This window comes from Micromonospora sp. D93, assembly GCF_018070365.1.
GTDB lineage: Bacteria > Actinomycetota > Actinomycetes > Mycobacteriales > Micromonosporaceae > Micromonospora > Micromonospora ureilytica.
Genome location: NZ_JAGPXW010000003.1, coordinates 310,960 through 337,717, shown reverse-complemented (window position 1 = coordinate 337,717; position 26,758 = coordinate 310,960). Strand labels below are relative to the sequence as shown.

The window sequence follows — 26,758 nt, the reverse complement described above, 5'->3', positions numbered from 1 at the left end:
CCCCACCTGTCGAGGGATTCCCGGGCGGCAGCGATTCCATGAGGTAGCCCCTTTCGTCGCATGTCTGCCACGGTTGACGCCGGAATCGCGCGTTTTGCACCGGTCCGCTATCGACCCTCCCGAGTCGGTCCGCCTTCTGCGTTCCGTTACGGAGCTGTTGCGGGTAGATGTCTTGACGAGCCTGGATGTGAGCGTTAACACTATCCCCGTTAACGGTGGAGGTGAACATGAACCGTGTGGACGGAGCTGACGACCGCTACGTCGTCGGTGTCGACTACGGCACCCTGTCCGGGCGAGCTCTGGTGGTCCGTGTCGGCGATGGTGCCGAGTTGGGGACCGCGGTGCACGAGTACGGCGATGGCGTGATGAGCACGGCGCTCCCGGGGGGTCGATCGCTACCCCCGGACTGGGCCCTGCAGAACCCGCAGGACTACCGCGACGTGCTGCGGTACGCCGTCCCGGCGGCGGTTGCCGCCGCGGGGGTGGACCCGGCGGCGGTGGTCGGCATCGGCATCGACTTCACCGCCTGCACCGTGCTGCCGACGCTCGCCGACGGCACCCCGCTGTGCGAGACGCCCGAGTTGCGCGACCGACCGCACGCCTGGGTCAAGCTGTGGAAGCACCACGCCGCGCAGCCGCACGCCGACCGGATCAACGCGCTGGCCCACGAGCGGGCCGAGCCGTGGATCGGCCGGTACGGCGGGAAGATCTCCGCCGAGTGGCAGTACGCCAAGGGCCTGCAGATCCTGGAGGAGGACCCGGAGGTCTACGACCGGGCCGAGCGCTTCATCGAGGCGGCCGACTGGATCGTCTGGCAGCTCTGCGGCGCCGAGACCCGCAACGTCTGCACGGCCGGATACAAGGGCATCCTGCAGGATGGTCACTATCCCTCCGAGGGCTTCCTGACCGCGCTCAACCCCGACTTCGGCGACTTCGTGGCCAAGTTGGACGGCCCGTTGCTGCCCCTCGGCGCCCGGGCCGGCGCGCTCACCGCCCAGGCCGCCGCATGGACCGGTCTGCCGGAGGGGATCGCGGTGGCCGTCGGCAACGTCGACGCGCACGTCACCGCGGCGTCCGCGCAGGCGGTGGAGCCCGGTCGTCTGGTCGCCATCATGGGCACCTCGACCTGCCACGTCGTCAACGGGGCGGAGGTCGCCGAGGTGGCCGGCATGTGCGGTGTCGTGGACGGCGGCATCAGCCCTGGCGCGTGGGGTTACGAGGCCGGGCAGAGCGGCGTCGGTGACATCTTCGGCTGGTTCGTCGAGCACGCCGCCCCGGCCGGGATCGACTCGCACGAACGCCTCACCGAGTTGGCCGCGAGTCAGCCCGTCGGCGCGCACGGCCTGATCGCCCTGGACTGGTGGAACGGCAACCGTTCCCTGCTTGTCAACCACGACCTCAGCGGGATGGTCGTCGGCATGACCCTGGCCACCCGGCCGCAGGACATCTACCGGGCCCTGTTGGAGTCCACCGCGTACGGCACCCGGATGATCATCGAGGCGTTCGTCGACGCCGGAGTCCCGGTGAACGACCTGGTGATCGCCGGTGGTCTGACCAACAACGCGCTGCTCATGCAGATCTACGCCGACGTGACCAGGCGACCGCTGAACATCATCGCCTCGGCGCAGGGGCCGGCGCTGGGCTCGGCGATCCACGCCGCCGTCGCCGCCGGTGAGTTCCCCTCGATCCACGAGGCGTCGCAGGCGATGGGTCGGGTGCACGAGGCCGTCTACCGTCCGGACCCCGAGCGGGCGCGCGCCTACGACGCTCTCTACGCCGAGTACCGGGCGCTGCACGACCACTTCGGTCGCGGCGGCAACGACGTCATGCTCCGCCTTCGGGCGATCCGCAACGCGGCGGTCGAGACCGCCGCGGCCACGCACGAGGCCCCGCTGGAGGTGGTGGCGTGAACGCCGAGGTGACCCGACAGATCGGCGGGCTGCGCGAGACCGTCGCCCGCCTGCACGCCGAGCTGACCCGGTACAACCTGGTCGCCTGGACGTCCGGCAACGTCTCCGCGCGGGTCCCCGGCCAGGATCTGATGGTGATCAAGCCGAGTGGGGTCAGCTACGACGACCTCACCGCGGCCACGATGGTGGTGTGCGACCTCGACGGCGTTCTCGTCGAGGGCGACTTCGCCCCGTCCAGCGACACCGCCGCCCACGCCTACGTCTACCGGGCCATGCCCGAGGTCGGCGGGGTCGTGCACACGCACAGCTCGTACGCGACCGCCTGGGCCGCGTGTGGGGAGTCGATCCCCTGCCACCTCACCGCGCAGGCCGACGAGTTCGGCGGGGAGATCCCGATCGGCCCGTTCGCGCTGATCGGCGGCGACGACATCGGCAAGGGCATCGTCGCCACGCTCTCCGGGCATCGCTCGCCCGCGGTGCTGATGCGTAACCACGGCGTGTTCACCATCGGCCGCGACGCCCGCGCGGCGGTCAAGGCGGCGGTCATGTGCGAGGACGTGGCCCGTACCGCGCACCTGGCCCACACCCTCGGGCAGCCGGTCCCGATGGCGCAGGCCGACATCGACTCCCTCTACGACCGCTACCAGAACGTCTACGGCCAACAACCAGTCGCACCAGCGGGTTCCTGACCCTGCACCGATCATCCGGGCCCGTCGGTCTGCACCACGACGCACCAGCACGCACCACCCGCGTTCGCCGCTCTTTCGCACCTCGGCGGTCGGCGCGGTTACCCACCACATCCAGCCAAGGAGATTCGATGGGAAAGATGCGAACGCAGTCCGCTCCGTGGCGCGCTGCCGCGGTCCTCGCCAGCGTGCTGCTGGTCGGCGGCGTGGCGGCCTGCGGCAACAGTGACACGGGCGGCGGCGGCACCAAGGACGACGGCAAGATCACGATGGGCTTCTCCCAGGTCGGCGCGGAGAGCGGATGGCGTACGGCGAACACCATCTCGATCAAGGAGGCCGCCACGGCAGCCGGAATCGAGCTGAAGTTCGACGACGCACAGCAGAAGCAGGAAAACCAGATCAAGGCGATCCGCAACTACATCCAGCAGAAGGTCGACGTGATCGCCTTCTCGCCGGTGGTCGAGTCCGGGTGGGACACCGTGCTCAAGGAGGCCAAGGACGCCAAGATTCCGGTCATCCTGACCGACCGCTCGGTGGACTCGGCCGACAAGTCGCTGTACAAGACCTTCCTCGGCTCGGACTTCGTCAAGGAGGGCAAGCTCGCGGGTGAGTGGCTGGTCGAGCAGAAGAAGACCGCCTCGGGTCCCGTGAACATCGTCGAGCTGCAGGGCAGCACCGGCGCGGCACCGGCGAACGATCGCAAGAAGGGCTTCGCCGAGGCGATCGCCGCCAACCCGAACCTGAAGGTCATCGCGTCGCAGACGGGCGACTTCACCCGGGCCGGCGGTAAGCAGGTCATGGAGCAGTTCCTCAAGGCCAACCCGAAGATCGACGTGCTGTTCGCGCACAACGACGACATGGGCCTGGGTGCTCTCGAGGCGATCACCGCCGCGGGCAAGGTGCCGGGCAAGGACATCACCATCATCACGATCGACGCTGTCAAGGACGGCATGCAGGCTCTCGCCGACGGGAAGTTCAACTTCATCGCGGAGTGCAGCCCGCTGCTCGGCCCACAGCTGATGGACCTCGCCAAGAAGGTCAAGGACGGCCAGGAGGTGCCTGCTCGGATCGAGACGCAGGAGACCACCTTCACGTCCGAGCAGGCCAAGGAAGCTCTGCCCAACCGTAAGTACTGATCGACGACGGGGTCGCCGCGCTCGCGTGGCGGCCCCGCCGCGTCGCTTTCCTACCCGAAACGGACCGGGCTTGGCCCGCGACGACCTCCGAACCGCGCCCGCCCGAGCGGCCCCCAGGGGACGACCGGGCGGGCGCGGCGGGAGCGTAGCGGCCCTTCCGTGTCGACAACCCAGAAGAGGTCTGATGGGATGACGGATAGCCGTCCGGTCCTGACGATGACCGGGATCAGCAAGTCCTTCCCCGGGGTGCGTGCACTCCACGACGTCAACTTCCAGCTTTTCCCCGGCGAGGTGCACGCCCTGATGGGCGAGAACGGCGCCGGCAAGTCGACACTCATCAAGGTGTTGACAGGCGTCTACGACACCGACGAGGGCGCGATCACCCTCGATGGCGAGCCCGTGTCGTTCACCGGGCCGATGCAGGCGACCGCCGCCGGTGTGAGCACCGTGTTCCAGGAGGTCAACCTCTGCACCAACCTGTCGGTGGCGGAGAACATCTTCATCGGCCGTGAGCCTCGACTCCTCGGCGCGGTCCGTTGGGGTGAGGTTCGCCGCCGCGCCCGAGCGCTGCTGACCCGCCTCGACCTCGACCTAGACGTCAGCGCGCCGCTCGGCTCGTACTCCCTGGCGATCCAGCAGATGGTCGCCATCGCCCGCGCCATCGACATCAAGGCCCGGGTGCTGATCCTGGACGAGCCGACGTCCAGCCTCGACGCCAGCGAGGTGGCGCAGCTGTTCCGCATCATGCGGCAACTGCGCGACCAGGGCATCGCCATCCTGTTCGTGACCCACTTCCTCGACCAGGTCTACGAGATCGCCGACCGGATCACCGTGCTGCGCAACGGTGGGCTCGTCGGCGAGTACCTCACCACCGAGCTGCCCCAGCTCTCCCTGGTCGAGAAGATGATCGGCAAGGAACTCGACGTCCTGGAGGGCATCGAGGAGCACTCCCGGCGAGACCTGGCCGCGCTCGAGGAGGGCACCCCGCTGGTGGCGGTGTCGAACTTCGGTCGGGCGGGCGCTGTCGAGCCGTTCAGCCTCACCATCCACGCCGGCGAGGTGGTGGGCCTGGCCGGCCTGCTGGGCTCGGGGCGTACCGAGGTCGCGCGGTTGTTGTTCGGCGCCGACCGGACCGACGGCGGTCAGGTCGCGGTCGACGGCACGGCGAGCAGCCTGCGCACCCCCGCCCAGGCCATCGACCACGGCGTGGGCTTCTGCTCGGAGAACCGCCGCGCGGAGGGGATCGTCGCCGACCTGTCGGTCCGCGAGAACATGATCCTCGCCATGCAGGCGGCCCGCGGCTGGCTGCGGCCCATTCCGCGTCGTCGCCAGGACGAGCTGGTCGACAAGTACGTCAAGGCCCTCAACATCCGGCCCGCCGACCCGGAGGTTCCGGTACGCAACCTCTCCGGCGGCAACCAGCAGAAGGTGCTGCTGGCCCGGTGGCTGATCACCGAGCCACGACTGCTGATCCTCGACGAGCCGACCCGGGGCATCGACATCGGCGCGAAGACCGAGATCCAGAAGCTCGTGACGCAGTTGTCCGACGGGGGCATGGCGGTGCTGTTCATCTCCGCCGAGCTGGAGGAGGTGCTGCGCCTCAGCCACAAGGTGGCCGTTATGCGGGACCGGCAGATGGTCGCGCAGCTCGCCAACGACGAGAGCCTCGACGCCGACCGCATCATGCAGACCATCGCCAGCGGATCGCACCGGGAGGAGGCAGACCGATGAACGACACCATGAGCCGCTATCGGACGATGATGGGTCACCGGCTGTTCTGGCCCGCCGCCGTGCTCTTCGTCATGCTCGCCGCGAACACGATCTACCGGCCCGGGTTCCTGTCCATCGAGCTCAAGGACGGGCACCTGTACGGCACGCCGATCGACATCCTGCGGCTGAGCGCACCACTGATCCTCGTCGCGTTGGGCATGACCCTGGTCATCTCGACCGGCGGCATCGACCTGTCGGTCGGCTCGCTCTGCGCTATCAGCGGCGCGATCGCCTGCATGTACATCAGCAAGCAGCCCGACCAGAACAGCGTCGGCGTGGTGGTGACCGCCCTCGCGATGGCGATGGGGGTGTCGCTCGTGCTCGGCGCCTGGAACGGGGTGCTGGTGGCCGTGATCGGCATCCAACCGATCATCGCCACCCTGATCCTGATGGTCGCCGGCCGGGGTCTCGCCCAGCTGATCACCGAGGGCCAGATCATCACCATCAACTCCGAGCCGTACCGGGCGATCGGCCTGGGCCACGCGTTGACCCTGCCGCTGGCCATCTTCATCGCCCTCGCGGCGGCCCTGCTGGTCGCCGCGTTCACCCGGCGCACCGCACTCGGCATGATCATCGAGTCGGTGGGCGGCAACGCGGTGGCCAGCCGGCTCGCCGGCATCCGGTCTAGCCGGGTCATCTTCCTCGCGTACGTGATCAGCGCCGCGTGCGCCGCTATCGCCGGCTTCATGATGACGGCCAACGTCTCCAGCGCCGACGGCAACGCCGCCGGCCTCTGGGTCGAACTGGACGCGATCCTCGCTGTCGTCATCGGCGGTACGTCCCTCGCGGGAGGGCGGTTCTTCCTCAGCGGCACGATCATCGGCGCGCTGATCATCCAGACCCTGACCACCACGGTGTACGCCATGAACATCTCACCGCAGACCTCGCTGCTGTTCAAAGCGGTGGTCGTCATCGCCGTCTGCCTCATCCAGGCACCGGCCTTCCGGGCCCGGTTCGGCCGCCGTAGGCGCAACGCCCCGCCGGCCGCCAACATCGCCGACAAGCCGAAGGAGCAGGTGCCGGCATGACCACTGGAACGCTTACCGCCGGTCGTACCCGGTTCCGGCTGCCGAGGAAGCAGATACCGGTCCTGGCGACGCTCGCCCTGCTGCTGGTGATGTACGGCATCGGCGTTTCGCAGTACTCGGCGTTCTCCAACGTCCAGGTCATCTTCAACGTGTTCATCGACAACGGCTTCCTGCTCGTCGTCGCGGTGGGCATGACCTTCGTGATCCTCACCGGTGGTATCGACCTGTCGGTCGGGTCGGTCGTGGCCATGACGGCGATGGTGTCGGCCGCGTTGCTGCAGGACGGCATGCCGGCGGCGCTGGTGCTCGTCATCGCGCTGCTCATCGGCCCGACGCTCGGCCTGTTGATGGGCTGCGTCATCCACTTCTTCGAGATCCAGCCGTTCATCGTCACGCTCGCCGGGATGTTCTTCGCCCGGGGCATGTGCACGTTCATCTCCGGCGCGTCGATCCCGATCACCGACGGGTTCTGGACCTCGATGTCGCAGGAGCGGATCGGTAACCCGCAGGGCAACTTCGTGTCGGTCAGCGTGCTGATCGCCTTCGTGGTGGTCGTCATCGCCGCGTACACGCTTGCCTACACCCGGTTGGGCCGCAACGTGTACGCCATCGGCGGCAACCCGCAGTCGGCGCTGCTGATGGGCCTGCCGGTGGGGCGGACCCGGATCGCCGTCTACACGATCAGTGGCCTGTGCTCGGCCATCGGCGGGATCCTGCTGTCCTTCTACACCCTCTCCGGCGCGCCTCTGATCGCGGTGGGGATGGAGCTGGACGTCATCGCCGCCGTCGTCATCGGTGGCACGGTGCTCACCGGCGGCGCGGGTTACGTTTTCGGCACGGTGCTCGGCGTACTGGTCCTGGGCGTGATCCAGACCCTTATCACCTTCGATGGGAGCCTGAACTCCTGGTGGACCAAGATCGTGATTGGCGGCCTGCTCTTCGCGTTCATCCTCCTGCAGCGCCTCATCGGAATCCGTTACAAGTGACCGCCCCTCTCGCGGAAGGCAACCCCATGGCACCACACACAGAACCCGAGATCTGGTTCCTCACCGGCAGCCAAGGCATGTACGGCGAGGAGACGCTCCGCCAGGTGGCCGAGCAGTCCCGCCAGATCGCGGCCGCGCTCGACGACTCGCCGCAGATTCCCGCCCGCGTGGTCTGGAAGCCCGTCCTGACCAACAGCGGTGAGATCCTGCAGGTCTGCCGGGACGCGGCCGCTCAGGGTGCCGTCGGGGTCATCGCCTGGATGCACACGTTCTCGCCGGCCAAGATGTGGATCTCCGGTCTGGACGCGTTGCAGACACCGCTGCTGCACCTGCACACCCAGGCCAACGTTCTGCTGCCGTGGAACGACATCGACATGGACTTCATGAACCTGAACCAGGCCGCCCACGGCGACCGCGAGTTCGGGTACATCCAGACGCGTCTCGGTGTGGCCCGTAAGACGGTGGCCGGGCACGTCAGTGACCCGCGGGTGACCACCCGGGTCGGGGCGTGGGCGCGCGCCGCGCTGGGCTGGTCGGCGATGCGGTCGCTGCGCCTGGCCCGTTTCGGTGACAACATGCGCGACGTCGCGGTGACCGAGGGCGACAAGGTCGAGGCCGAGCTGCGGTTCGGGGTCTCGGTCAACACCTATGGCGTCAACGACCTGGTCGAGGTGGTCGGCGAGGTCACCGACGCGCAGGTGGCCGACCTGGTCAAGGAGTACGAGGACACCTACCGCATCGTCGGCGAGCTGCTGCCCGGCGGCGAGCAGCACGACTCGCTGCGGTACGCCGCACGCCTGGAGCTGGGCATGCGCGCCTTCCTGGACGCGGGTGGGTTCCGGGCCTTCACGACGAACTTCGAGGACCTCGGGGGGCTGCGTCAGCTGCCGGGCATCGCCGTGCAGCGGCTGATGGCGGACGGCTACGGCTTCGGCGGCGAGGGCGACTGGAAGACCTCGGTCCTGGTCCGCACCCTCAAGGCGATGTCGGTGGGCGTGAGCGGCGGCACGTCGTTCATGGAGGACTACACCTACGACCTCACCCCGGGCAACGAGTTGGTCCTCGGCGCCCACATGCTGGAGGTCTGCCCGACCATCGCCTCCGACGTGCCCAACGTGGAGATCCACCCGCTGAGCATCGGTGGCCGGGAGGACCCGGTCCGGCTGGTGTTCGACGCCGCACCCGGCCCGGCCGTGGTGCTCGGGCTGTCCGACATGGGGGAGCGTTTCCGGCTGGTGGCCAACGAGATCGACGTGGTGGCCCCGCCGCAACCGCTGCGCCGGTTGCCGGTTGCCCGTGCCGTCTGGCGTCCGCGCCCCGACCTGCCGGTCTCGGCCGAGGCGTGGATCACCGCGGGCGCCCCGCACCACACGGTGCTGTCGCAGGCGGTGGGCGTGGAGGAGCTGCACGACCTGGCGGAGATGAGCCGTACCGAACTCGTCGTCATCGACGCCGCCACGGAGCCCCGCCGCTTCGCCGACGAGCTGCGCTGGAACCAGGCGTACTACCGGCTGGCCCGCGGCTTCTGATTCGCGCGGCTCGGCCGCGCCTCGGACGGGTGGTCCGTCCCTGCCTGACATCCCTCGGGCAGGGGCGGGCCACCCGTTTGCGTGTCCGCTAGCACGGCCGCGAGCCGATTGGGTTACGTCTTGACTAAGGCCGTGTTATCGCTCACAGTCTATAACCAAGACGGTCGATGTCTGTGGCTGGCCCGGCCGCGATCATCTCTCTTCCCGTGTTCGGTAGCTCAGTGGCATGGACCACGAAGAGTGATGTTAACGATCACATTCTGCGATCAGGCCAGCTCGGCACACCGCCCAGTGCCGCGGATGACGACCCGGGCCGTTCGGAACGCATAAGGAGGATCATGGTTGCCATCGGTCGGGTTCCCTGGACAACACCAGCGCGGGGGCGTGGTCGGCTGTCGCGGCTCGTCGCCGCCGCAGTCGCGGTGGTGATCGGCGGCGCCCTGGCGGCTGTCGCGCCGACCGCCGCGTCAGCGGCGACGGTCGACACCAACGCCTCCTACGTGTTGGTGAACCGGAACAGTGGTAAGGCGTTGGATCTGTATGCGTCGGCTACCAACGATGGGGCGCGGATCAGTCAGTGGACGCGTAACAACGGGGTGAATCAGCAGTGGCAGTTCGTGGACTCTGGTGGTGGTTATTACCGGGTCAAGTCGCGGCACTCGGGCAAGGTGCTCGACGTCAGTGGTTTCTCGACCGCTGACGGTGGGGCGATCGTGCAGTGGGCGGACCTCAATGGGACGAACCAGCAGTTCCGGTTGGCTGACTCCGATGGTGGCTATGTGCGGTTGATCAATCGCAACAGCAACAAGGCCGTCGAGGTGCAGGGCGCGTCCACCGCTGATGGTGGGAACGTCGTGCAGTACGCCGACTGGGGCGGCACCAACCAGCAGTGGCAACTCGTCCAGGTGGGCGGCAGCGACCCCACGACGCCACCCCCGTCCAACGGCACGTACTCGAACCCGGCGATCTGGCAGGACTTCGCCGACGTCGACATCATCCGCGTGGACAACGCCTACTACATGTCGGCGTCCACCATGCACTACTCGCCGGGCGCGCCGGTCCTGCGCTCGTACGACCTGGTCAACTGGGAGTTCGCCGGCCACTCCGTGCCCAAGCTCGATTTCGGGTCGAAGTACGACATGAGCGGCGGTAACGCGTACGTCGACGGGATCTGGGCGTCGACGTTGAACTATCGGCCGAGCAACAAGACGTACTACTGGGCCGGCTGCATCGACTTCGCGCAGACCCACATCTACACCGCGTCGGCCGTCGACAGCACCTGGAGCAAGCACACCACCATCCCCAACTGCTACTACGACGCGGGGATGCTGATCGACGACAACGACACCATGTACGTGGCGTACGGCAACGGCACCATCAGCGTGGCGCAGCTGTCCGCGGACGGAAAGTCCCAGGTCCGCGCCCAGCAGGTGTACCAGACGCCGTCGAGCATCGGGACGCTTGAGGGTGCCCGCTTCTACAAGCGCAACGGCGCCTACTACATCTGGCTCACCCGCCCGGCCAACGGCCAGTACGTGCTGAAGTCGACGAACGGCCCGTTCGGCCCGTACGAGCAGCGTCAGGTGCTGCTCAACCTGCCCGGTCCGATCTCTGGCGGCGGCGTGCCGCACCAGGGTGGGCTGGTGCAGACCCAGAACGGCGACTGGTACTACATGTCCTTCGTCGACGCGTACCCCGGTGGTCGGATGCCGGCCCTGGCCCCGATCACCTGGACCGGCGACGGCTGGCCCGTGCTGCAGACGGTCAACGGCACGTGGGGCAGCTCCTACCCGAAGCCGAACCTGCCCGCGCCGCCCCGGGCGGTCAAGCCGCTCACCGGCAGCGACACGTTCGCCGGCACCACACTCGGCCCGCAGTGGGAGTGGAACCACAACCCCGACAACAGCAAGTGGTCGGTCAACAACGGGCTGAACCTGCAGACCGCCACCGTCACCGGCGACCTGTACAAGGCGCGCAACACGTTGACCCACCGGATCCAGGGCCCCACCTCGACCGCGACCATCGAGCTGGACTACTCCACGATGCGCGACGGTGATCGCACCGGCCTGGCGGTGCTGCGCAACTCGTCGGCCTGGATCGGAGTCCGACGGGACAACGGGTCCACACGTCTGGTCATGCAGAACGGCCTGACGATGGACGGCAGTTGGAACACCACAAGCACCGGCAGCGAGGTGGCGAGCACCGCCGTCTCCGGTGGCCGGATCTGGTTGCGCGCCAACGCCGACATCAGACCCGGCTCCGGCCGGCAGGCCCGGTTCTCGTACAGCACCGACGGGGTCAACTTCACCTCGTTCGGCAACGCCCTGACGCTGGCGAACAACTGGCAGTTCTTCATGGGTTACCGATTCGCCATCTTCAATCACGCGACGCAGTCGCTCGGTGGCGCGGTCACCGTGCGGCGGTTCGACCTCACCACCCCGTGACACCAGTCACACGACTACCGGTCTGACCGGTGGCGCTGACAACGCGTGCCTGACGGCATGTCGAGTCCGCGCCACCGCGTTAGGTCCTCGCCGGCCTGCTCCACGCTCCGTCCACGAGCGAGGGCAGGCCGGCGTGCCACGTCGCGGCCGTACCCGCACCGGTTGGCTGCGTACTCCGGGTGGTGCGCGACGTTGAACGGCTTCGGCGCCTCATACAGTCCACGCGCAGCCGTACCGTGTTCAGCACCGTCGCTGGCGTAGACTGTCGGCGATCCAGCGCTGGTCACCTGGGATTCAGCACCGGCGTGGTGACTGAGCGAGGGGGATCGGGCCGGGCCGCTCCAGTCGACGTCGACGGGCCGCGGGCCGGAGATGTAGCGGGGGGAGCGAAATGGCCGTCCACGGTCCCGCGATGACGGACGTTGCTCGTCTCGCCGGCGTCTCCCATCAGACGGTGTCACGGGTGCTCAACGGGCACCCCAACGTCCGTGAGCAGACCCGGCTTCGGGTACGCGCGGCGATCGCCGAACTCGGCTACCGCCCCAACGGCGCGGCACGCGCCCTGGTGACCGGTCGATCACAGGTCATCGGTGTGGTCGCGCAGAACACGACGCTCTACGGTCCGGCGTCGCTGCTGGCCGCGTTGGAGCAGACCGCCGCCGAAGAGGGTTTCGCGGTCAGTGTCGGCAGCGTGCGAAACCTCGACCACCGCTCCATCTCGGCGGCCGTCGAGCGGCACCTGTCGCACCGGGTCGCGGGCATCGTGGTCATCGCCCCGGTCGAGTCGGCCGGTGAGGCGCTGGAGCACCTGCCCAAGGATGTCCCGCTGGTCACGGTCGACGGTGACCCGAGCCGGCCGGTGCCGCTGGTGACTGTCGACCAGGTGGCGGGCGCCCGGGCGGCGACGCAACATCTGCTCGACGCCGGGCACCGCACCGTCTGGCACGTCTCGGGGCCGACCGACTGGTTCGACAGCGTCGGCCGGATCGACGGCTGGCGGCAGGCGTTGCTGGCCGCCGGGCTGGATCCGCCGCCGCCGATGCCGGGGGACTGGTCCGCGGCGTCGGGTTACCGGTGCGGGCAGATGTTGGCGCGGATGCCGGAGGTCACCGCCGTCTTCACCGCCAACGACCATCTGGCGCTGGGCGTGTTGCGGGCGCTGCACGAGTTCGGCCGACGGGTGCCGGACGAGATCAGCGTGGTCGGCTTCGACGACGTGCCGGAGGCGGCATACTTCATTCCGCCGCTGACCACCGTCCGACCGGACTTCGACGCGGTGGCGCGGGCGAGCCTGCAGATGCTGCTGTCCCAGATCGAGTCGGGCACCGGCGGGGCGCTGCGGCAGACCATCGCCCCGGCTCTGGTCGCCCGCGACAGCGTCGCCCCACCTCGTCGCTGACGGCCGGACCAACTGGAGTTCGCCCCCGCCGCTCCCCGCCCCGGTGGGCAACGCGTGTGCGGGTCCGCGCCAGCCTGCGCCAATTTTCGGCTTCCGCGTCGATAAGACGTGACTCGATGGGTTGCGTAGTGTAGTCAATCGATGTCAAACGATACGGCTACGGCAAGGTATTGAACCTCGTGAAATGTCGCCGTAACATGATGTGCGTCTCTGTTAACGCTAACAAAAATTGGCGTCCAACTATCGGCGCACCGACCAGGGATCGTAGTCACCGGCGGGCGCCACCAACAAGGAGGCTCGATGAACCGCATTACCCGAGGTCGTCGCTGGGGGAGCATGCTGGCGGCCGGAATACTGCTCGCCGGCGCCCTGGTCGGCTTTCGCGCCCCGACGGCGCAGGCACTGGACAACGGCGTGGCGCGCACTCCCCCCATGGGTTGGAATTCGTGGAACTCGTTCGGCTGCAACATCAACGAGGGGCTGATCCGGCAGGCGGCCGATGCGATCGTCAGCAGCGGCATGCGGGACCTGGGCTACAACTACGTAGTTGTCGACGACTGCTGGTTCAACCCGAACCGGGACAGCTCCGGCAACATCCAGGGCGACCCCAGCCGGTTCCCCAGCGGAATGAAGGCGCTCGGCGACTACCTGCACGCCCGGAACCTGAAGTTCGGCATCTACCAGGTGCCTGTCGACAAGACCTGCGCGCAGTACTTCGGCGCCTACCCCGGAGCGACCGGCAGCCGTGGCCACGAGGTGCAGGACGCGCGCCAGTTCGCCGCCTGGGGTGTCGACTTCCTCAAGTACGACTGGTGCTCGCCGGAGGGCAGCATCAGCGACCAGGTGACGACCTTCGCCAAGATGCGTGACGCGCTGGCCGCCACCGGCCGACCGATCGTCTACAGCATCAACTCCAACAGCATCCACGCCAAGACCGGCCCGCAGCGCAACTGGGGCGACGTGGCGAACATGTGGCGAACCACCGAGGACATCACCAACGCGTGGGACACCGGGCAGAGCAACGGCTACCCGATGGGCATCCAGAACATCATCAACGTGACAGTCCCGATGGCGTCCTACGCGAGGCCGGGAGGCTTCAACGACCCGGACATGATGGAGATCGGTCGCGGCGGCATGAACGACACGGAGATGCGCAGCCACTTCGCGATGTGGGCGATCATGGCGTCTCCGCTGATCGCCGGCAACGACGTACGGAACATGAACTCCGCGACGCAGACCATCCTCAAGAACGCCAACCTGATCGCGATCAACCAGGACTCGCTCGGGTTGCAGGGGGCGCAGGTGTCGTTCGACGGCACGCGTCGGGTGTTGGCCAAGCGGCTGGCCAACGGTGACGTCGCCGTGGCCCTCTTCAACCAGGGTGGCTCGACGACGACGATCTCGACCACGGCCGCGGCCGTCGGCAAGTCCGGCTCCTCGTTCACGCTGGTGGACGCGTGGACCGGTGGCACCAGCTCCAGCAGCGGGACCATCAGCGCCAGCGTCCCCGCGCACGGCACGGTGGTCTACCGGGTCAGCGGTGGCGGGACGACTCCTCCGACGACGCCGCCGCCGACCACGTCGAGCGCGTACGCCAGCGCCGCCTCCGGCCGCTGCCTTGACGTGCCGAACAGCAACACGACGAACGGCACGCAGCCGGTCATCTGGGACTGCAACGGCGCCGCCAACCAGCGCTGGACCAGCAGCGGCCAGACCCTGCAGGCCCTCGGCAAGTGCCTGGACGCGCCGCCGAACGCCACGGCCGGCGCCAAGGTGCAGATCTGGGACTGCAACGGCGGGACCAACCAGCAGTGGACGGTCAACGCCAACGGCACGATCAGTGGCGCGCAGTCGGGGCTCTGCCTGGACGTCAACGCCAACGCCACGGCCAACGGCACCACGGTGATCCTCTGGACCTGCACCGGTGCGGCGAACCAGCGGTGGTCGCAGCGGTAGCCGATCGGGTCGGCCGGCCCCCGAGGTCGCGGCGACCCACCTGATCCGGCGGTGGTGCCGATGCCCGCGGACGACAGACGTCGTCCGCGGGCATCGGTCTGTAGGGTGCTGCGGGTGACCACGCTGAGTTGCCGCGTCCTGCCCTTCCGGCGGATCGGCCAGATGGCTACGCTCGCGTGGATGCTCCGTTACGAGACCGTGACACCGGTATTTCGGATCAGGTGTTGACGCAATCTATGTGAGCGCTAACACTACCCGAAAGATGACAGTTGGCCCCGGCAGTCGGCGGGGGAGTCCAGAGAGGAGAAGCCCGTGGGCAGGAAATTCCTGGTTGCTCTCGGCGGCGCGGCACTCGCGCTGAGTATGGCGGCGTGCAGCGGCGGGGGTGCGGGCAGCGGTGACAAGACCGGCGACGAGAAGCCCAGTGAGCTGACCATCGGCGTGTCGATGCCGACCCAGACCTCGGAGCGGTGGATCGCCGACGGCAACGCGGTGAAGTCGAAGCTTGAGGCCAAGGGCTACAAGGTCGACCTCCAGTACGCCGGCGACGACATCCCCACGCAGTCGCAGCAAGTCGACCAGATGATCACTCAGGGTGCGGATGTCCTGATTGTGGCGGCGATCGACGGCACCGCGCTGAACAGCCAGCTGCAGGCCGCCGCGGCCGCGAAGATCCCGGTCATCTCCTATGACCGGCTGATCCGCGGCAGCAAGGACGTCGACTTCTACGTCAGCTTCGACAACTACAAGGTTGGCGTCGCCCAGGGCACCGCGCTGCTCGTCGGACTCGGCCTGCTGAACAAGGACGGCTCGAAGGGCACCGCCAAGGGGCCGCTGAACGTCGAGCTCTTCGCCGGATCACTGGATGACAACAACACCCAGTACTTCTTCGGCGGTGCGATGGACACCCTGAAGCCGTTCATCGAGAACGGCACGCTGATCGTCAAGTCCAAGCAGACCACCCCCGAGCAGGTCGCCATCCTGCGGTGGCAGCAGGAGACCGCGCAGAAGCGGATGGAGAACCTGCTGACCTCGGCCTACAACGACGGCTCGAAGGTCGACGGGGTGCTCTCGCCGTACGACGGCATCTCCCGCGGCATCATCACCGCCCTGCAGAACGCCGGCTACGGCAAGGGCGCGAAGAAGCTCCCGGTCGTGACCGGCCAGGACGCGGAGATCGCCTCGATCAAGCTGATCAACGACGGCGTGCAGAGCTCCACGGTCTTCAAGGACACCCGCCTGCTCGCCGAGCAGGCCGTGAACGCCGCCGAGGCGTTCCTGCAGAAGAAGCAGCCGCAGGCCAACGACACCGAGACGTACAACAACGGCGTCAAGGTCGTCCCGGCGTACCTGCTGCCGATCGCGACCGTCTACAAGGACGACATCAAGGCGACGCTGATCGACTCCGGCTACTGGACGGCGGAAGAGGTCGCCGCCGGTCAGGCCAAGAAGTAAGCCACTCGTCGGGCCCGGCGGTCATCCGCCGGGCCCGACGCCTGGGCGCGTACCACGTCCAGACCTGACGGAGGACAGTGACCATGGACGACACCATCCTCGAGATGCGTCGCATCACCAAGACCTTCCCCGGCGTGACCGCGCTGGAGGACGTCACCCTCGCAGTGCGCCGGGGTGAGATCCACGCCATCTGCGGTGAGAACGGCGCCGGCAAGTCCACCCTGATGAAGGTGCTGTCCGGCGTCCACCCGTCCGGCTCGTACGACGGCGAGATCCTCTTCGACGGCAAGCCGATGCAGTTCCGTGGCATCCGCGACAGCGAGGCCAACGGCATCGTCATCATCCACCAGGAGCTCGCACTGGTGCCGTACCTGTCGATCGCCGAGAACATCTTCCTCGGCAACGAGCGACGCGGCCGCAGCGGGCTCATCGACTGGAACCTCGCCAACGCCGAAGCGGCGAAGCTGCTGGCGTCCGTCGGGCTGCACGAGAACCCGCTCACCCCGGTCATCCAGCTCGGTGTCGGCAAGCAGCAGCTGGTGGAGATCGCCAAGGCGCTGTCGAAGAAGGTGCGCCTGCTCATCCTGGACGAGCCGACCGCCGCGCTCAACGACATCGACTCGGCGCACCTGCTCGGCCTGTTGCGGGCCCTCAAGGAGCAGGGCATCACCTGCATCATGATCTCGCACAAGCTCAACGAGATCACCGCCATCGCCGACTCGACCACCGTCATCCGTGACGGGCGCGCGGTGGAGACTCTCGACATGAAGTCCGACGACGTGACCCAGCAGCGGATCATCCGGGGCATGGTCGGGCGCGACCTGGACAGCTTCTACCCCGACCGCGAGTCGTCCCCCGGCGACGAGGTCCTCCGCATCGAGGACTGGACGGTGCGGCACCCGGTCCAGGACCGGATGGTCGTCGAGGGCGTCGGCCTGTCCGTACGCGCCGGAGAGGTCGTCGGCATCGCGGGCCTCATGGGGGCCGGGCGGACCGAGCTGGCCATGAGCGTGTTCGGTCGGTCCTACGGGCGCGACATCCGGGGCCGACTCTTCGTCAACGGGCGGGAGGTGCAGGCCCGTACCGTCGCCGAGGCGATCGACAACGGCATCGCCTACGTCACCGAGGACCGCAAGCGCTACGGCCTCAACCTCATCGACGACGTGCGGCGCAACGTGTCCGCCGCCGCGTTGGACCGGCTGTCCCGCATGGGCTGGGTGAACGGCAACGAGGAGATCAAGGTTGCCGAGACGAGCCGCAAGGAGATGAACATCCGGACGCCGAGCGTCATGGCGGTGGTCGGCAAGCTCTCCGGCGGCAACCAGCAGAAGGTCGTGCTGTCGAAGTGGCTGTTCACCGACCCGGACGTGCTGATCCTCGACGAACCCACCCGCGGGATCGACGTCGGCGCCAAGTACGAGATTTACACGATCATCAACCGGCTGGTGGCCGCCGGTAAGGCGGTGATCGTCATCTCCTCCGAGCTGCCGGAGCTGCTCGGAATGTGCGACCGCATCTACACCCTCGCCGCCGGCCGGATCACCGGCGAGATGCCGGTGGCCGAGGCGACTCAGGAGAGCCTCATGGAGCTGATGACCAAGGACAAGGAGCTCGTCGGATGACAAGCATCAAGACCCCTTCGACGGAGCGCCCCACGCCGCCGGACAGCACGCCCACCGCCGCCCTGCACAGCGGGACGAGCGACCTGCGGGCGCTGGTGTTGAACAACCTGCGGCAGAGCGGGATCTACGTCGCCCTGGTCGTCATCGTCGCGCTCTTCGCGGTCCTGACCGACGGGGTGTTGCTGAGCCCCGGCAACATCACCAACATCGTCCTCCAGTACTCGTACATCCTGGTCCTCGCGATCGGGATGGTCATCCTGATCATCGGCGGGCACATCGACCTGTCGGTCGGATCGATCGTCGCGCTCACCGGGGCGGTCTCCGCCGTCCTGGTGATCCAGCAGGGCCATCCCTGGTGGATCGGCATCGTGGCCGCGCTGGCCGTCGGCCTCGCGGTCGGCGCCTGGCACGGGTTCTGGGTGGCGTACGCCGGCATTCCGGCCTTCATCGTGACCCTGGCCGGCATGCTCCTGTTCCGGGGTCTCACCCTGCGGGTGCTCGACAACATCTCGCTGTCGCCGTTCCCGTCCGAGTACCAGCAGGTCGCGGCGGGCTTCCTCAACGGCCTGCTCGGTGGTAACGGCTTCGACGCCTTCACGCTGCTGATCGGCGCCATCGCTGTGGCCGGCTACGCGGTCAGCGGCTTCCGCACCCGCGTGGCGCGTATCCGCTACCAGCAGCCCGTCGAGTCGTTCCCGCTGTTCGTCGCCCGGGTCGTGCTGGTCGGTGCGGTCCTCATGTACTTCGCCTGGCAGCTGGCGCACGCCCGAGGGCTGCCGATCGTGCTGATCATCCTGGCGTTCCTGGTGCTGGTCTACGGCCTGCTCACCCGGCGTACCGTCTTCGGTCGCCAGGTCTACGCGATCGGTGGCAACCTGTCGGCGGCGGCGCTGTCCGGGGTGAAGGTCCGCACCGTCAACTTCTGGATGTTCGTCAACATGGGCTTCCTGGCGGCGGTGGCCGGCGTCATCTACTCGTCGCGGTCCAACGGCGCTCAGCCGGCCGCCGGCAACATGTTCGAGCTGGACGCGATCGCCGCGGCCTTCATCGGCGGCGCGGCCGTCACCGGCGGCGTGGGCACCGTGGTGGGCGCGATGGTCGGTGGTCTGATCATGGCGGTGATGAGCAACGGCATGCAGCTGATGGGCATCGACCAGTCGACCCAGTCGGTGGTGAAGGGCCTCGTCCTGCTCGTCGCGGTCGCCTTCGACGTCTACAACAAGCGTCGCGCCGGCACCGCCCGCTGACGCTCCGACGGTACGAACGTGCCCCCTGCCCGGGACTCGGGCAGGGGGCACACGTCTGTCAGTGGCAGGTGGCGGTGCCGGTGTCGGTGTAGGTCTGGCCGGCCACCGGCAGGAACTGCCAGTCGTAGCTGTTGGAGTGCAGGGTGAACTTCAGCAGGCCCCACGCCGAGCTGTTGCGCGCCTCGCTGTTGGGCTGGATGGTGCCGAAGCCGTAGTGCCCCGCGCCTCCCATTCCGGCGACGAAGCTGCGCATGCCCCGGCTGGAGTCGGCGCCACCGGCCGGGTTCATCGGCGCAAACCGCTCGTACACGTGGTTGTGCCCCCACACCACGACGTCGGCGTTGTAGTCGTACAGGGCCTGGTACAGCGGACGCGTCGACGTCGACGGCGCGTGGTTGGAGCTGGACGTGAACAACGGGTGGTGCCAGTACGCGAGCGTGCACGGCCTGCTGCTGGCGGCCAGGTCCGCGCGCAGCCACTGCTCCTGCGTCGAGCCGGCCGACATGCTGATGTTCGAGTTCAGCGACACGATGTGCCAGTTGCCGAGGTCGAACGAGTAGTAGCCGCGACCGCTCGGGCCGGCGGACGTACCGAAGTAGTTGTAGTAGCCGGTCGCGCCCGACGTGTTGTAGTCGTGGTTGCCCGGCGACGGGCGGGTACGGGACTTGTGCCGGCCCCAGGTGGGCTCGTAGTAGCTGTTGAACTGCGACGCCGTCCCGCTGTCGTAGACGTTGTCGCCGGTGGTGAAGACCGTTCCCGGGGTGTTGTCGAGCAGTGTCGCGGTGGCGCTGTCGCCGGAGCCCGAGTCGGCGATGTCGCCGGCGCCGACGAACACCGGGTCGCCCGACGTCGGTGGCGTGGTGGTCCCGGTGGTGACCACCAACTGCGGAGCGTCCGCGCCGCTCTCGCGGGTGTCGTAGTAGGCGCCGTCACCGCTGGCCGAGGTGGCACCGAAGCTGTACGTGCCGTTGCCGGTGACCGCGGCCGTGACGTCGACCTCGTACCAGGTGTTGCCGCTGACCGCGCCGATCGTGCCGAGCGTGGCCCCGTCGATGGTCGGCTGGTTGTTCCAGGTGGTGCCGGTCTCCGACCAGGTCGTGTTGGACATCCGGCGGAACGTGCCACCGGCGTCGCTGCCGCTGTTGCCGCTGATCGTGCGCAGCCGCAGCTTGGCGGTGGTCACCGTGCCGCTGACGCCGCTCACTGTGAAGCGCAGGAACGAGCGCCGAACTGGCGAGTTGTCGACCACTACCTGCGTGGACGTGCCGTAGTTGGTGGCGGCCGTGTCGCTCTGGACGTAGGTGTCGGCGACCGGCGTGAAGGTCACGCTCGCCGCCGACGCCGCGCCAGCGCCGGTCACGACGACTGCGGCGGTCGCGGCGACGACCACCGTGACCACCCCCAGCGTCACCGACGGACGGGGGAATCGAATGTCCATCCAGGACTCCTTACCTCGTGGGTAGAGCGCAAGGAATGTAGGAAGGTCGATGAGCCGACGGGCGACGGGCGGATGAACAGTGCGTCCCGGCAGGCGAACACCTCGCTGTTGGGGGCCCGTTCATCCGCCCATCGCCCGGATGCCACGCGCGGTCCGTTGTGGGCTCTCCACTGAGTGCGGACGATGGCTGCCCGGCAGCCGTCGATCCGAGGAGATGCTCGTGTACCTGTCGACCGTCTCCCGACCGGTCGCCGATGAACCCGGGTCGGGGCCTCGACGTCGCCGGTTCGCGATGGTCAGCGGAAACGTCGTCGCGCTCGGCACGGTCAGTCTGATCACCGACGTGTCGGCCGAGATGGTGGCCGCGGTCCTGCCGCTCTACCTGGTGCTGGGCCTGCACCTCAGCCCGGTGGCCTTCGGCGTGCTGGACGGCGTCCACACTGGCGCCACCGCGCTGCTGCGGGTCGTCGGTGGTTTCGCCGCCGACCGGTTCCGGCGGCGCAAGCTGATCGCCGGCGTCGGGTACGCGCTCTCGGCGGTCGCGAAACTCGGCCTGCTGCTCGCCGGCCGGTCGATACCGGCGATCGGCGCCGTCATCGCCGTCGACCGGCTCGGCAAGGGGGTGCGAAGCGCCCCGCGCGACGCGCTGATCACGCTCTCCACGCCGCCCGAGGCGCTGGGTCGGGCGTTCGGGGTACACCGGGCGATGGACAGCGTCGGCGCGTTCCTCGGGCCACTCGCCGCGTTCGCGGTCCTGCTGGTCGTCGGGCAGTCGTACGACGCGGTCTTCGTCACCAGCTTCTGCGTCGCGGCCCTGGCCGTCGTGGTGCTCGTGCTCTTCGTCCGGGAACGACCAGCCGGCGAGGCGGCGGACGGGTCGAACGACCCGAAGGTCTCCGTCCGCGAAGCGTTCGGTCTGCTGCGCGGTGGGCCGGCCCGGCGGCTGGTGCTGGCCGCCACGATGCTCGGGCTGGCCACCGTCGGCGACGGCTTCGTCTACCTGCTGCTGCAACGCCGGCTGGACCTCGGTCTGCGCTGGTTCCCGCTGCTCGCGGTGGGGACCAGCCTGGCCTACCTGGTGCTCGCCGCCCCGCTCGGCGTACTCGCCGACCGGATCGGTCGCCTGCCCGTGGTGATCGGCGGCTACACCGCCCTCGGGGCGACGTACCTGTTGCTGGCCGGCCCGGTCGACGGTTGGCCGCTGATCGCCCTGGCGCTGACGCTGTACGGGGCCTTCTACGCGGCCACCGACGGTGTGCTCATCGCGCTCGCCGGCCCGGTGCTGCCGGCGCGCCTGCGGACCACCGGAATCGCGCTGGTGCAGACCGGGCAGGCCCTCGCGTACCTCGTCTCCTCCGTGCTGTTCGGTCTGGCCTGGCAGGCGTGGGGGCCGGAGAACGCGATCCGCGCGGCGGCCCTGGCCGTCGCCGGTGTCCTGGTCGGCACGCTGCTCCTGCTGGCCTCCCCGTCCCGACTCACCACCCGGAGGGTGCCCCGATGACCGCGATGTCGACCCGAGCGAAGCTCGGCGTGGTGGTCGCCTCGGCCGTGCTGTTGGGCGCCGTGGCGGCCGGCTACACCGCCACGGCCGCGGAGGCTCCCCGGACGCCGCCGCCGGCCGGCGGCGAGCAGGCGGTCACCCTGGCCCCCGGGCCGCGCCTGCTGGCGATCACCGACCGGCACGTCTCCACCGTCGCGGCGACCGACCCCGCCGGGCCGCGTACCGTCGCCGGCCTGGAATGCCTTCGGGTGTACGCCGCGGCCGGCACCGGGGTCTGCCTGAAGCCGGAGACCGCGTGGTCGTACCAGGTTGTCGTGCTCGACGCGACGCTGCGCGAGACCCGGGCGGTCAGTGTGCCGGGTCTGCCGAACCGGGCCCGGGTCTCGGCCTCCGGCCGGATGGTCTCCTGGACCACGTTCGTCGGTGGTGACTCGTACACCTCCGGTGGCTTCTCCACCCGCACCGGGATCCTCGACACGCGCACCGGCGCCACGGTGGCCTCGCTCGAAGGGTTCGCCATCACCCGGGACGGCCGGGGTTACCGCAACCCGGACGTCAACTACTGGGGCGTCACCTTCACCGCCGACGACAACCGCTTCTACGCGACCATGTCGACCCGGGGGAAGAGGTACCTCGTCCGGGGCGACCTCGCCGCCCGTACGGTCGAGACGCTGAAGGAGAACGTCGAGTGCCCGTCACTGTCACCGGACGGCGCCCGGCTCGCGTTCAAGGAGGCGGTCGACGCCGACCCGGCGAAGGGTTGGCGGCTGTCGGTCCTCGACCTGTCGAGCATGCGGGTCAGCGCGACCGCCGAGGTCCGCAGCGTCGATGACCAGGCCGCGTGGCTGGACGGCGGAAAGCTGGCCTACACGCTGCGCCGGGACGACGGCCAGCCCGACGTCTGGAGCGTTCCGGCGGACGGGTCCGGCACGCCGGCGCTGGTGATCCCCGGCGCCGAGTCGCCGTCACCGCTCACCTGACAGCCCGGCCCTCGGGTCCGGCGGTCCGGACACCTGAACGCCTTGGCGCGGACAGCATTCCGTCATGTCGGATTCCGCCCCGCAGCCATCGCCGTTCATCGACGTTCCCGAAGCTGTTGACCATGACAAGGCTGAGCCGTCGCATTTTCGTCCTCGGTGGACTGGTCACCGCCGGAGTCGCGGTGACACCCCGCCAGGGTGCCCGCGCCGCGGTGCCGTACCCCTTCAAACTCGGTGTGGCGTCCGGTGATCCGGCGCCCGACAGCGTGGTCCTCTGGACCCGGCTGGCACCGTCCCCGCTCAACGCCGACGGGCAGGGCGGCATGGCCAACGCCGACGTGACGGTGGAGTGGCAGGTGTCCACCACCGATCGGTTCACGTCGCTTGTCGCCTCCGGCTCGGTGGTCGCCAGGTACGCCGACGCGCACTCCGTGCACGCGATAGCGGGCGGGCTCGCCGCCGACTCCGACTACTACTACCGGTTCCGGGCCCAGGGTCAGATCTCGCCGGTCGGACGTACCCGGACCGCCCCGGCGCCCAGCTCCTTCGGCCGCGACCTGGTGATGGCCTTCGCCTCCTGCGCCCACTACGAGGCCGGCTACTACACCGCCTACCGGCGGATGGCCGAGGACAACCCCGGACTGATCCTGCACCTCGGCGACTACATCTACGAGGGCGGCGTCGGCACCTCCACAGTGCGGCAGCACGTCGGCGCCGAGATCGTGTCGCTGGCCGACTACCGCCGCCGGTACGCGCTGTACAAGTCCGATCCGGACCTGCAGGCGGCACACGCGGCGGCCCCCTGGCTCGTGGTGCCGGACGACCACGAGGTGGAGAACAACTACGCCAACATGGTCCGCAACGACAGCAGCCCGACGCTCACCGCCGCCCAGTGGACCGCCCGGCGGACCGCCGCCTACCGGGCCTACTACGAGAACATGCCGCTGCGACCGGCGTCCGCAGCCAACGGCAACAGCATCCCGCTGTACCGGCGTGTCCGGTGGGGGCAACTCGCCACCTTCCACATGCTCGACACCAGGCAGTTCCGCGACGACCAGGCCTGTGGTGACGGCTGGAAGGTCTGCGCCGACGCGGACCTGGCCTCCCGGTCGCTGACCGGAGCGAACCAGGAGGCGTGGCTGCTCGACGGGCTGGCCCAGCGCTACGGCACCTGGGACATCCTCGGCCAGCAGGTCTTCTTCGCCCAGCAGCTGGACGCCAACGGCGCGACGAGCATGGACGCGTGGGACGGCTACCGGGCCTCCCGCAGCCGGATCCAGACCGGCTGGCAGCAGCGCGGGGTGCGCAACCCGCTGGTGCTCACCGGCGACGTGCACCGGTCGTGGGCCAACGACCTCAAGGCCGACTACGCCAACCCCTCCTCGGCAACCATCGGCACCGAGCTGGTCTGCACCTCGATCAGCTCGACCGGCAACGGCAGCGGCAGCACCACGGTCCCGAACGCGGCGGCCAACCCGCACCTGAGGTTCTACTCGGACCGGCGCGGCTACGTCCGTACCACCATCAGCCGCAGCCAGGTCCGCGCGGACTTCCGCGCGGTGAACACCGTGACCGAGCACGGCGCGGCGGCGTCCACCGTGCGCTCGTTCGTCATCCTCGACGGCCAGCCCGGCCTGCAGGCCGGGTAAGGGAGAGAGCCACCATGACCGCGATCACCGCACTGCTCACCGCGTCTCTGCTGGTCCCGAACGTGGTGCCGGCCCCGACAGCGATGACCGCCGAGGCGGTCACCTGGACCACAGCGAACAGTGTCGCCACCGGCGACCAGGATCTGCCCTCCATCGCCATGAACCGCAACGGTCACGTCGCCGTGGTGTGGGAGGACGACCGGGACGGCACCGCCCCGGATGACGACACCCACAGCGAGATCTACCTGCGGCTGTTCCGCGACGGCACGCCCGCGTACGAGCTGAAGCTCAGCACCGGGGGGACCAGCGGGGCCGCCTGGCGGCACATCAGCCCCGACGTGGGGCTCGACGACCGGGGCAACGCCGTGGTGGTCTGGGCCGCCGACGGCGACGGCAACGGCGTCTACAACATCCAGTACCGGGTGGTGTCACCCGCCGGCGCGGTGCTCGGCTCGGGGCAGGCCAACGCCAGTGACGCCGGGCAGCAGATCTGGCCGAAGGTGTCGGTCGACCCGGACGGCGCGCCCACCAACGCCGCCGCCGTCGGCTTCACGGTGGTCTGGGAGGACGTGCAGGGGACCGCTCCCGCCACCGTCAAGGCCGCCGGCTTCACCGCGGCCACCACCAAGGCGTACGAGGTGACGGCCTCGCAGACGACGGGCACGCACCACCGTCCCGACGTGGCGGTGTCCGCGTCCGGCGAGGCGCTCGTGGTCTGGGACGAGGACGCCGACGCGAACGGCTCGTACAACATCGGGCTGACCCGGCTGGCCCGGGCCAACGGTGCCGTGGCGCTGTCGCGGCGGACGGCCAACGCGCAGAGCGGCGGGCAGCAGCAACGTGCCTCGGTCGCGGCGAACTTCGCCAGCGACTTCAGCGTCGGGTGGGAATCCGACCACACCGGCACCCGGGGTGTCTGGGCTCGGTCGTTCACCGCGACGGGCACGGCCCGACACGACGAGGTCCCGGTCTCCAGCGGCGCCGGCGCCATCGCTCCGGGGGTCGGCATCGACGACCAGGACAACGTCGTGGTGGGCTGGACGGTCTCCGGCGCCAACCCGGACGTGTGGGCGCGGGGCCTCAACCCGGACGGCAGCTCCACCGGCCGGCTGGCCGCACAGGCGCTGAGTCAGACCACGACGGGTCGGCAGGAGCACTTCGCGGTCGCCGCGTCGCCCTGGGGTGAGGTGAGTGTCTGCTACACCGACGACAACGACGGCAACTCCTTCGACCAGGTGCTCCTCGGTCTCGGCACGACGAACTCCACCTGGCTCATGTCCGCCGCCGAGCTGCGCCGGCTGAAGGCGCGGGCGGGCGTCACGAACCACTGAGCCCGGTGTGACCCACTCGCGTTCGGTGAAGTCGCGGTGTCCCACTACCGGGGACACCGCGACTTCGGCGCATCCGACGGAATCAGCCGAAGAGCAGGTCGAGGTGGGCGTCCAGCGCTCCCAGCGCCTGTTCGGCGGTGTACTGCCCGCCCAGCAGGTAGACACCGAGCCCCTCCATCAGCGCCAGCAGGCCGGCCGCGGCGGCGGCGCCGTGCCGGTCGGGCAGGACGCTGGCGATGAACCCGGTGAACTGCGCAGTGTCCTCGTGCAGGCTGGGCGCGGCCGATGGTCGCACCGCCGTGTAGGCGAGGAACGCGAGCGCCACCCGTCCGTCGTCGCGGGTGTTGTCGTCGAGCGGCAACAGCGCGGCGAGCATCGCGCGCAGCAGCAGTCGAGGCGGCGGGGTCTCGCCCAGCCGCGCCACCGCATCGGTGACCCGGAGCTGGCTGCGCTCACGCACCACGCTCAGCGCGAACGCCATCATCTCGTCCTTGGTCCGGAAGTAGTGCTGGACCATCCCGGCGGACACTCCGGCCGCGGCGGCCACGTGTCGGAGGCTGACGGCCTCCAGGCCCTGGTCCGCGGCGACCCGCATCAGCGCGTCCGCGATGAGAGTGCGGCGCTCCTGGTGATCGACCTTCTTGGGCATGGCCTCGATCGTTTCACAGTGGGTGGCCCGGAGACTCCGCCA

General features: G+C 69.0%; 19 protein-coding genes. 17 read left to right on the top strand and 2 right to left on the bottom strand.

Going from position 1 to position 26,758, the window contains the following annotated elements:
* Positions 1 to 227: 227 nt before the first annotated feature.
* The 13 genes from araB (at position 228) to mmsB (ending at position 19,168) form a co-directional block, all read left to right on the top strand.
* A complete protein-coding gene (gene araB, locus KBX71_RS05915; protein WP_210816961.1) occupies positions 228 to 1,910 on the top strand; it encodes a ribulokinase in 1,683 nt (560 codons plus the stop codon).
* Positions 1,907 to 2,599, top strand: coding sequence for an L-ribulose-5-phosphate 4-epimerase (locus tag KBX71_RS05910; protein ID WP_210816959.1), 693 nt, complete (start codon positions 1,907 to 1,909; stop codon positions 2,597 to 2,599). Before araB ends, KBX71_RS05910 begins: the two co-directional genes overlap by 4 nt.
* A 128-nt stretch (positions 2,600 to 2,727) precedes the next feature.
* Positions 2,728 to 3,732 (top strand): ABC transporter substrate-binding protein, encoded by a 1,005-nt coding sequence (locus KBX71_RS05905; RefSeq protein ID WP_374102581.1) that lies wholly within the window; start codon positions 2,728 to 2,730, stop codon positions 3,730 to 3,732.
* Between the two features lie 189 nt (positions 3,733 to 3,921).
* A complete protein-coding gene (locus KBX71_RS05900) occupies positions 3,922 to 5,463 on the top strand; it encodes a sugar ABC transporter ATP-binding protein (RefSeq protein WP_124820271.1) in 1,542 nt (513 codons plus the stop codon).
* Positions 5,460 to 6,530, top strand: coding sequence for an ABC transporter permease (locus tag KBX71_RS05895; protein ID WP_210816957.1), 1,071 nt, complete (start codon positions 5,460 to 5,462; stop codon positions 6,528 to 6,530). The genes KBX71_RS05900 and KBX71_RS05895 overlap by 4 nt, the downstream gene beginning before the upstream one ends.
* The gene (gene yjfF / locus KBX71_RS05890) at positions 6,527 to 7,516 is read left to right on the top strand and encodes a galactofuranose ABC transporter, permease protein YjfF (protein WP_210816955.1); all 990 of its coding nucleotides are present in this window, start codon (positions 6,527 to 6,529) and stop codon (positions 7,514 to 7,516) included. Before KBX71_RS05895 ends, yjfF begins: the two co-directional genes overlap by 4 nt.
* Positions 7,517 to 7,542: 26 nt before the next feature.
* A complete protein-coding gene (gene araA, locus KBX71_RS05885) occupies positions 7,543 to 9,045 on the top strand; it encodes an L-arabinose isomerase (RefSeq protein WP_210816952.1) in 1,503 nt (500 codons plus the stop codon).
* Positions 9,046 to 9,383: 338 nt separating this feature from the next.
* The gene (locus tag KBX71_RS05880; protein ID WP_210816951.1) at positions 9,384 to 11,489 is read left to right on the top strand and encodes an RICIN domain-containing protein; all 2,106 of its coding nucleotides are present in this window, start codon (positions 9,384 to 9,386) and stop codon (positions 11,487 to 11,489) included.
* A 412-nt stretch (positions 11,490 to 11,901) separates the two neighbouring features.
* The gene (locus KBX71_RS05875) at positions 11,902 to 12,888 is read left to right on the top strand and encodes a LacI family DNA-binding transcriptional regulator (protein WP_210816948.1); all 987 of its coding nucleotides are present in this window, start codon (positions 11,902 to 11,904) and stop codon (positions 12,886 to 12,888) included.
* A gap of 336 nt (positions 12,889 to 13,224) precedes the next feature.
* Positions 13,225 to 14,844, top strand: coding sequence for a glycoside hydrolase family 27 protein (locus KBX71_RS05870; RefSeq protein ID WP_210817037.1), 1,620 nt, complete (start codon positions 13,225 to 13,227; stop codon positions 14,842 to 14,844).
* A gap of 312 nt (positions 14,845 to 15,156) precedes the next feature.
* Positions 15,157 to 16,299: a multiple monosaccharide ABC transporter substrate-binding protein gene (chvE, locus tag KBX71_RS05865; RefSeq protein WP_307846973.1), complete on the top strand. Its 1,143-nt coding sequence runs from the start codon at positions 15,157 to 15,159 to the stop codon at positions 16,297 to 16,299.
* Between the two features lie 83 nt (positions 16,300 to 16,382).
* Positions 16,383 to 17,921 carry a multiple monosaccharide ABC transporter ATP-binding protein gene (mmsA, locus tag KBX71_RS05860; RefSeq protein WP_210816946.1) on the top strand — a complete coding sequence of 513 codons (1,539 nt, stop codon included), beginning with the start codon at positions 16,383 to 16,385 and terminating at the stop codon, positions 17,919 to 17,921.
* Positions 17,918 to 19,168, top strand: a complete 1,251-nt coding sequence (gene mmsB, locus KBX71_RS05855; RefSeq protein ID WP_210816943.1) for a multiple monosaccharide ABC transporter permease — start codon at positions 17,918 to 17,920, stop codon at positions 19,166 to 19,168. Before mmsA ends, mmsB begins: the two co-directional genes overlap by 4 nt.
* Positions 19,169 to 19,226: 58 nt before the next feature.
* Here the strand turns inward: mmsB and KBX71_RS05850 are convergent, their stop codons facing one another.
* Positions 19,227 to 20,606 carry a DNRLRE domain-containing protein gene (locus KBX71_RS05850; RefSeq protein WP_210816942.1) on the bottom strand — a complete coding sequence of 460 codons (1,380 nt, stop codon included), beginning with the start codon at positions 20,604 to 20,606 and terminating at the stop codon, positions 19,227 to 19,229.
* A gap of 220 nt (positions 20,607 to 20,826) precedes the next feature.
* Between KBX71_RS05850 and KBX71_RS05845 the strand changes: the two genes are divergently transcribed.
* The 4 genes from KBX71_RS05845 to KBX71_RS05830 all read left to right on the top strand — a co-directional run bounded on the left by KBX71_RS05845 (position 20,827) and on the right by KBX71_RS05830 (position 26,067).
* Positions 20,827 to 22,107 (top strand): MFS transporter, encoded by a 1,281-nt coding sequence (locus KBX71_RS05845; protein WP_307846972.1) that lies wholly within the window; start codon positions 20,827 to 20,829, stop codon positions 22,105 to 22,107.
* Positions 22,104 to 23,087: a PD40 domain-containing protein gene (locus KBX71_RS05840; protein ID WP_210816939.1), complete on the top strand. Its 984-nt coding sequence runs from the start codon at positions 22,104 to 22,106 to the stop codon at positions 23,085 to 23,087. The genes KBX71_RS05845 and KBX71_RS05840 overlap by 4 nt, the downstream gene beginning before the upstream one ends.
* Positions 23,088 to 23,209: 122 nt before the next feature.
* Positions 23,210 to 24,736 carry an alkaline phosphatase gene (locus tag KBX71_RS05835; protein ID WP_210816938.1) on the top strand — a complete coding sequence of 509 codons (1,527 nt, stop codon included), beginning with the start codon at positions 23,210 to 23,212 and terminating at the stop codon, positions 24,734 to 24,736.
* A 14-nt stretch (positions 24,737 to 24,750) separates the two neighbouring features.
* Positions 24,751 to 26,067 (top strand): hypothetical protein, encoded by a 1,317-nt coding sequence (locus KBX71_RS05830; protein ID WP_210816937.1) that lies wholly within the window; start codon positions 24,751 to 24,753, stop codon positions 26,065 to 26,067.
* A gap of 82 nt (positions 26,068 to 26,149) precedes the next feature.
* On the opposite strand, the gene KBX71_RS05825 is transcribed toward KBX71_RS05830, so the two are convergent.
* The gene (locus tag KBX71_RS05825) at positions 26,150 to 26,716 is read right to left on the bottom strand and encodes a TetR/AcrR family transcriptional regulator (RefSeq protein ID WP_210816935.1); all 567 of its coding nucleotides are present in this window, start codon (positions 26,714 to 26,716) and stop codon (positions 26,150 to 26,152) included.
* Positions 26,717 to 26,758 lie beyond the last annotated feature (42 nt).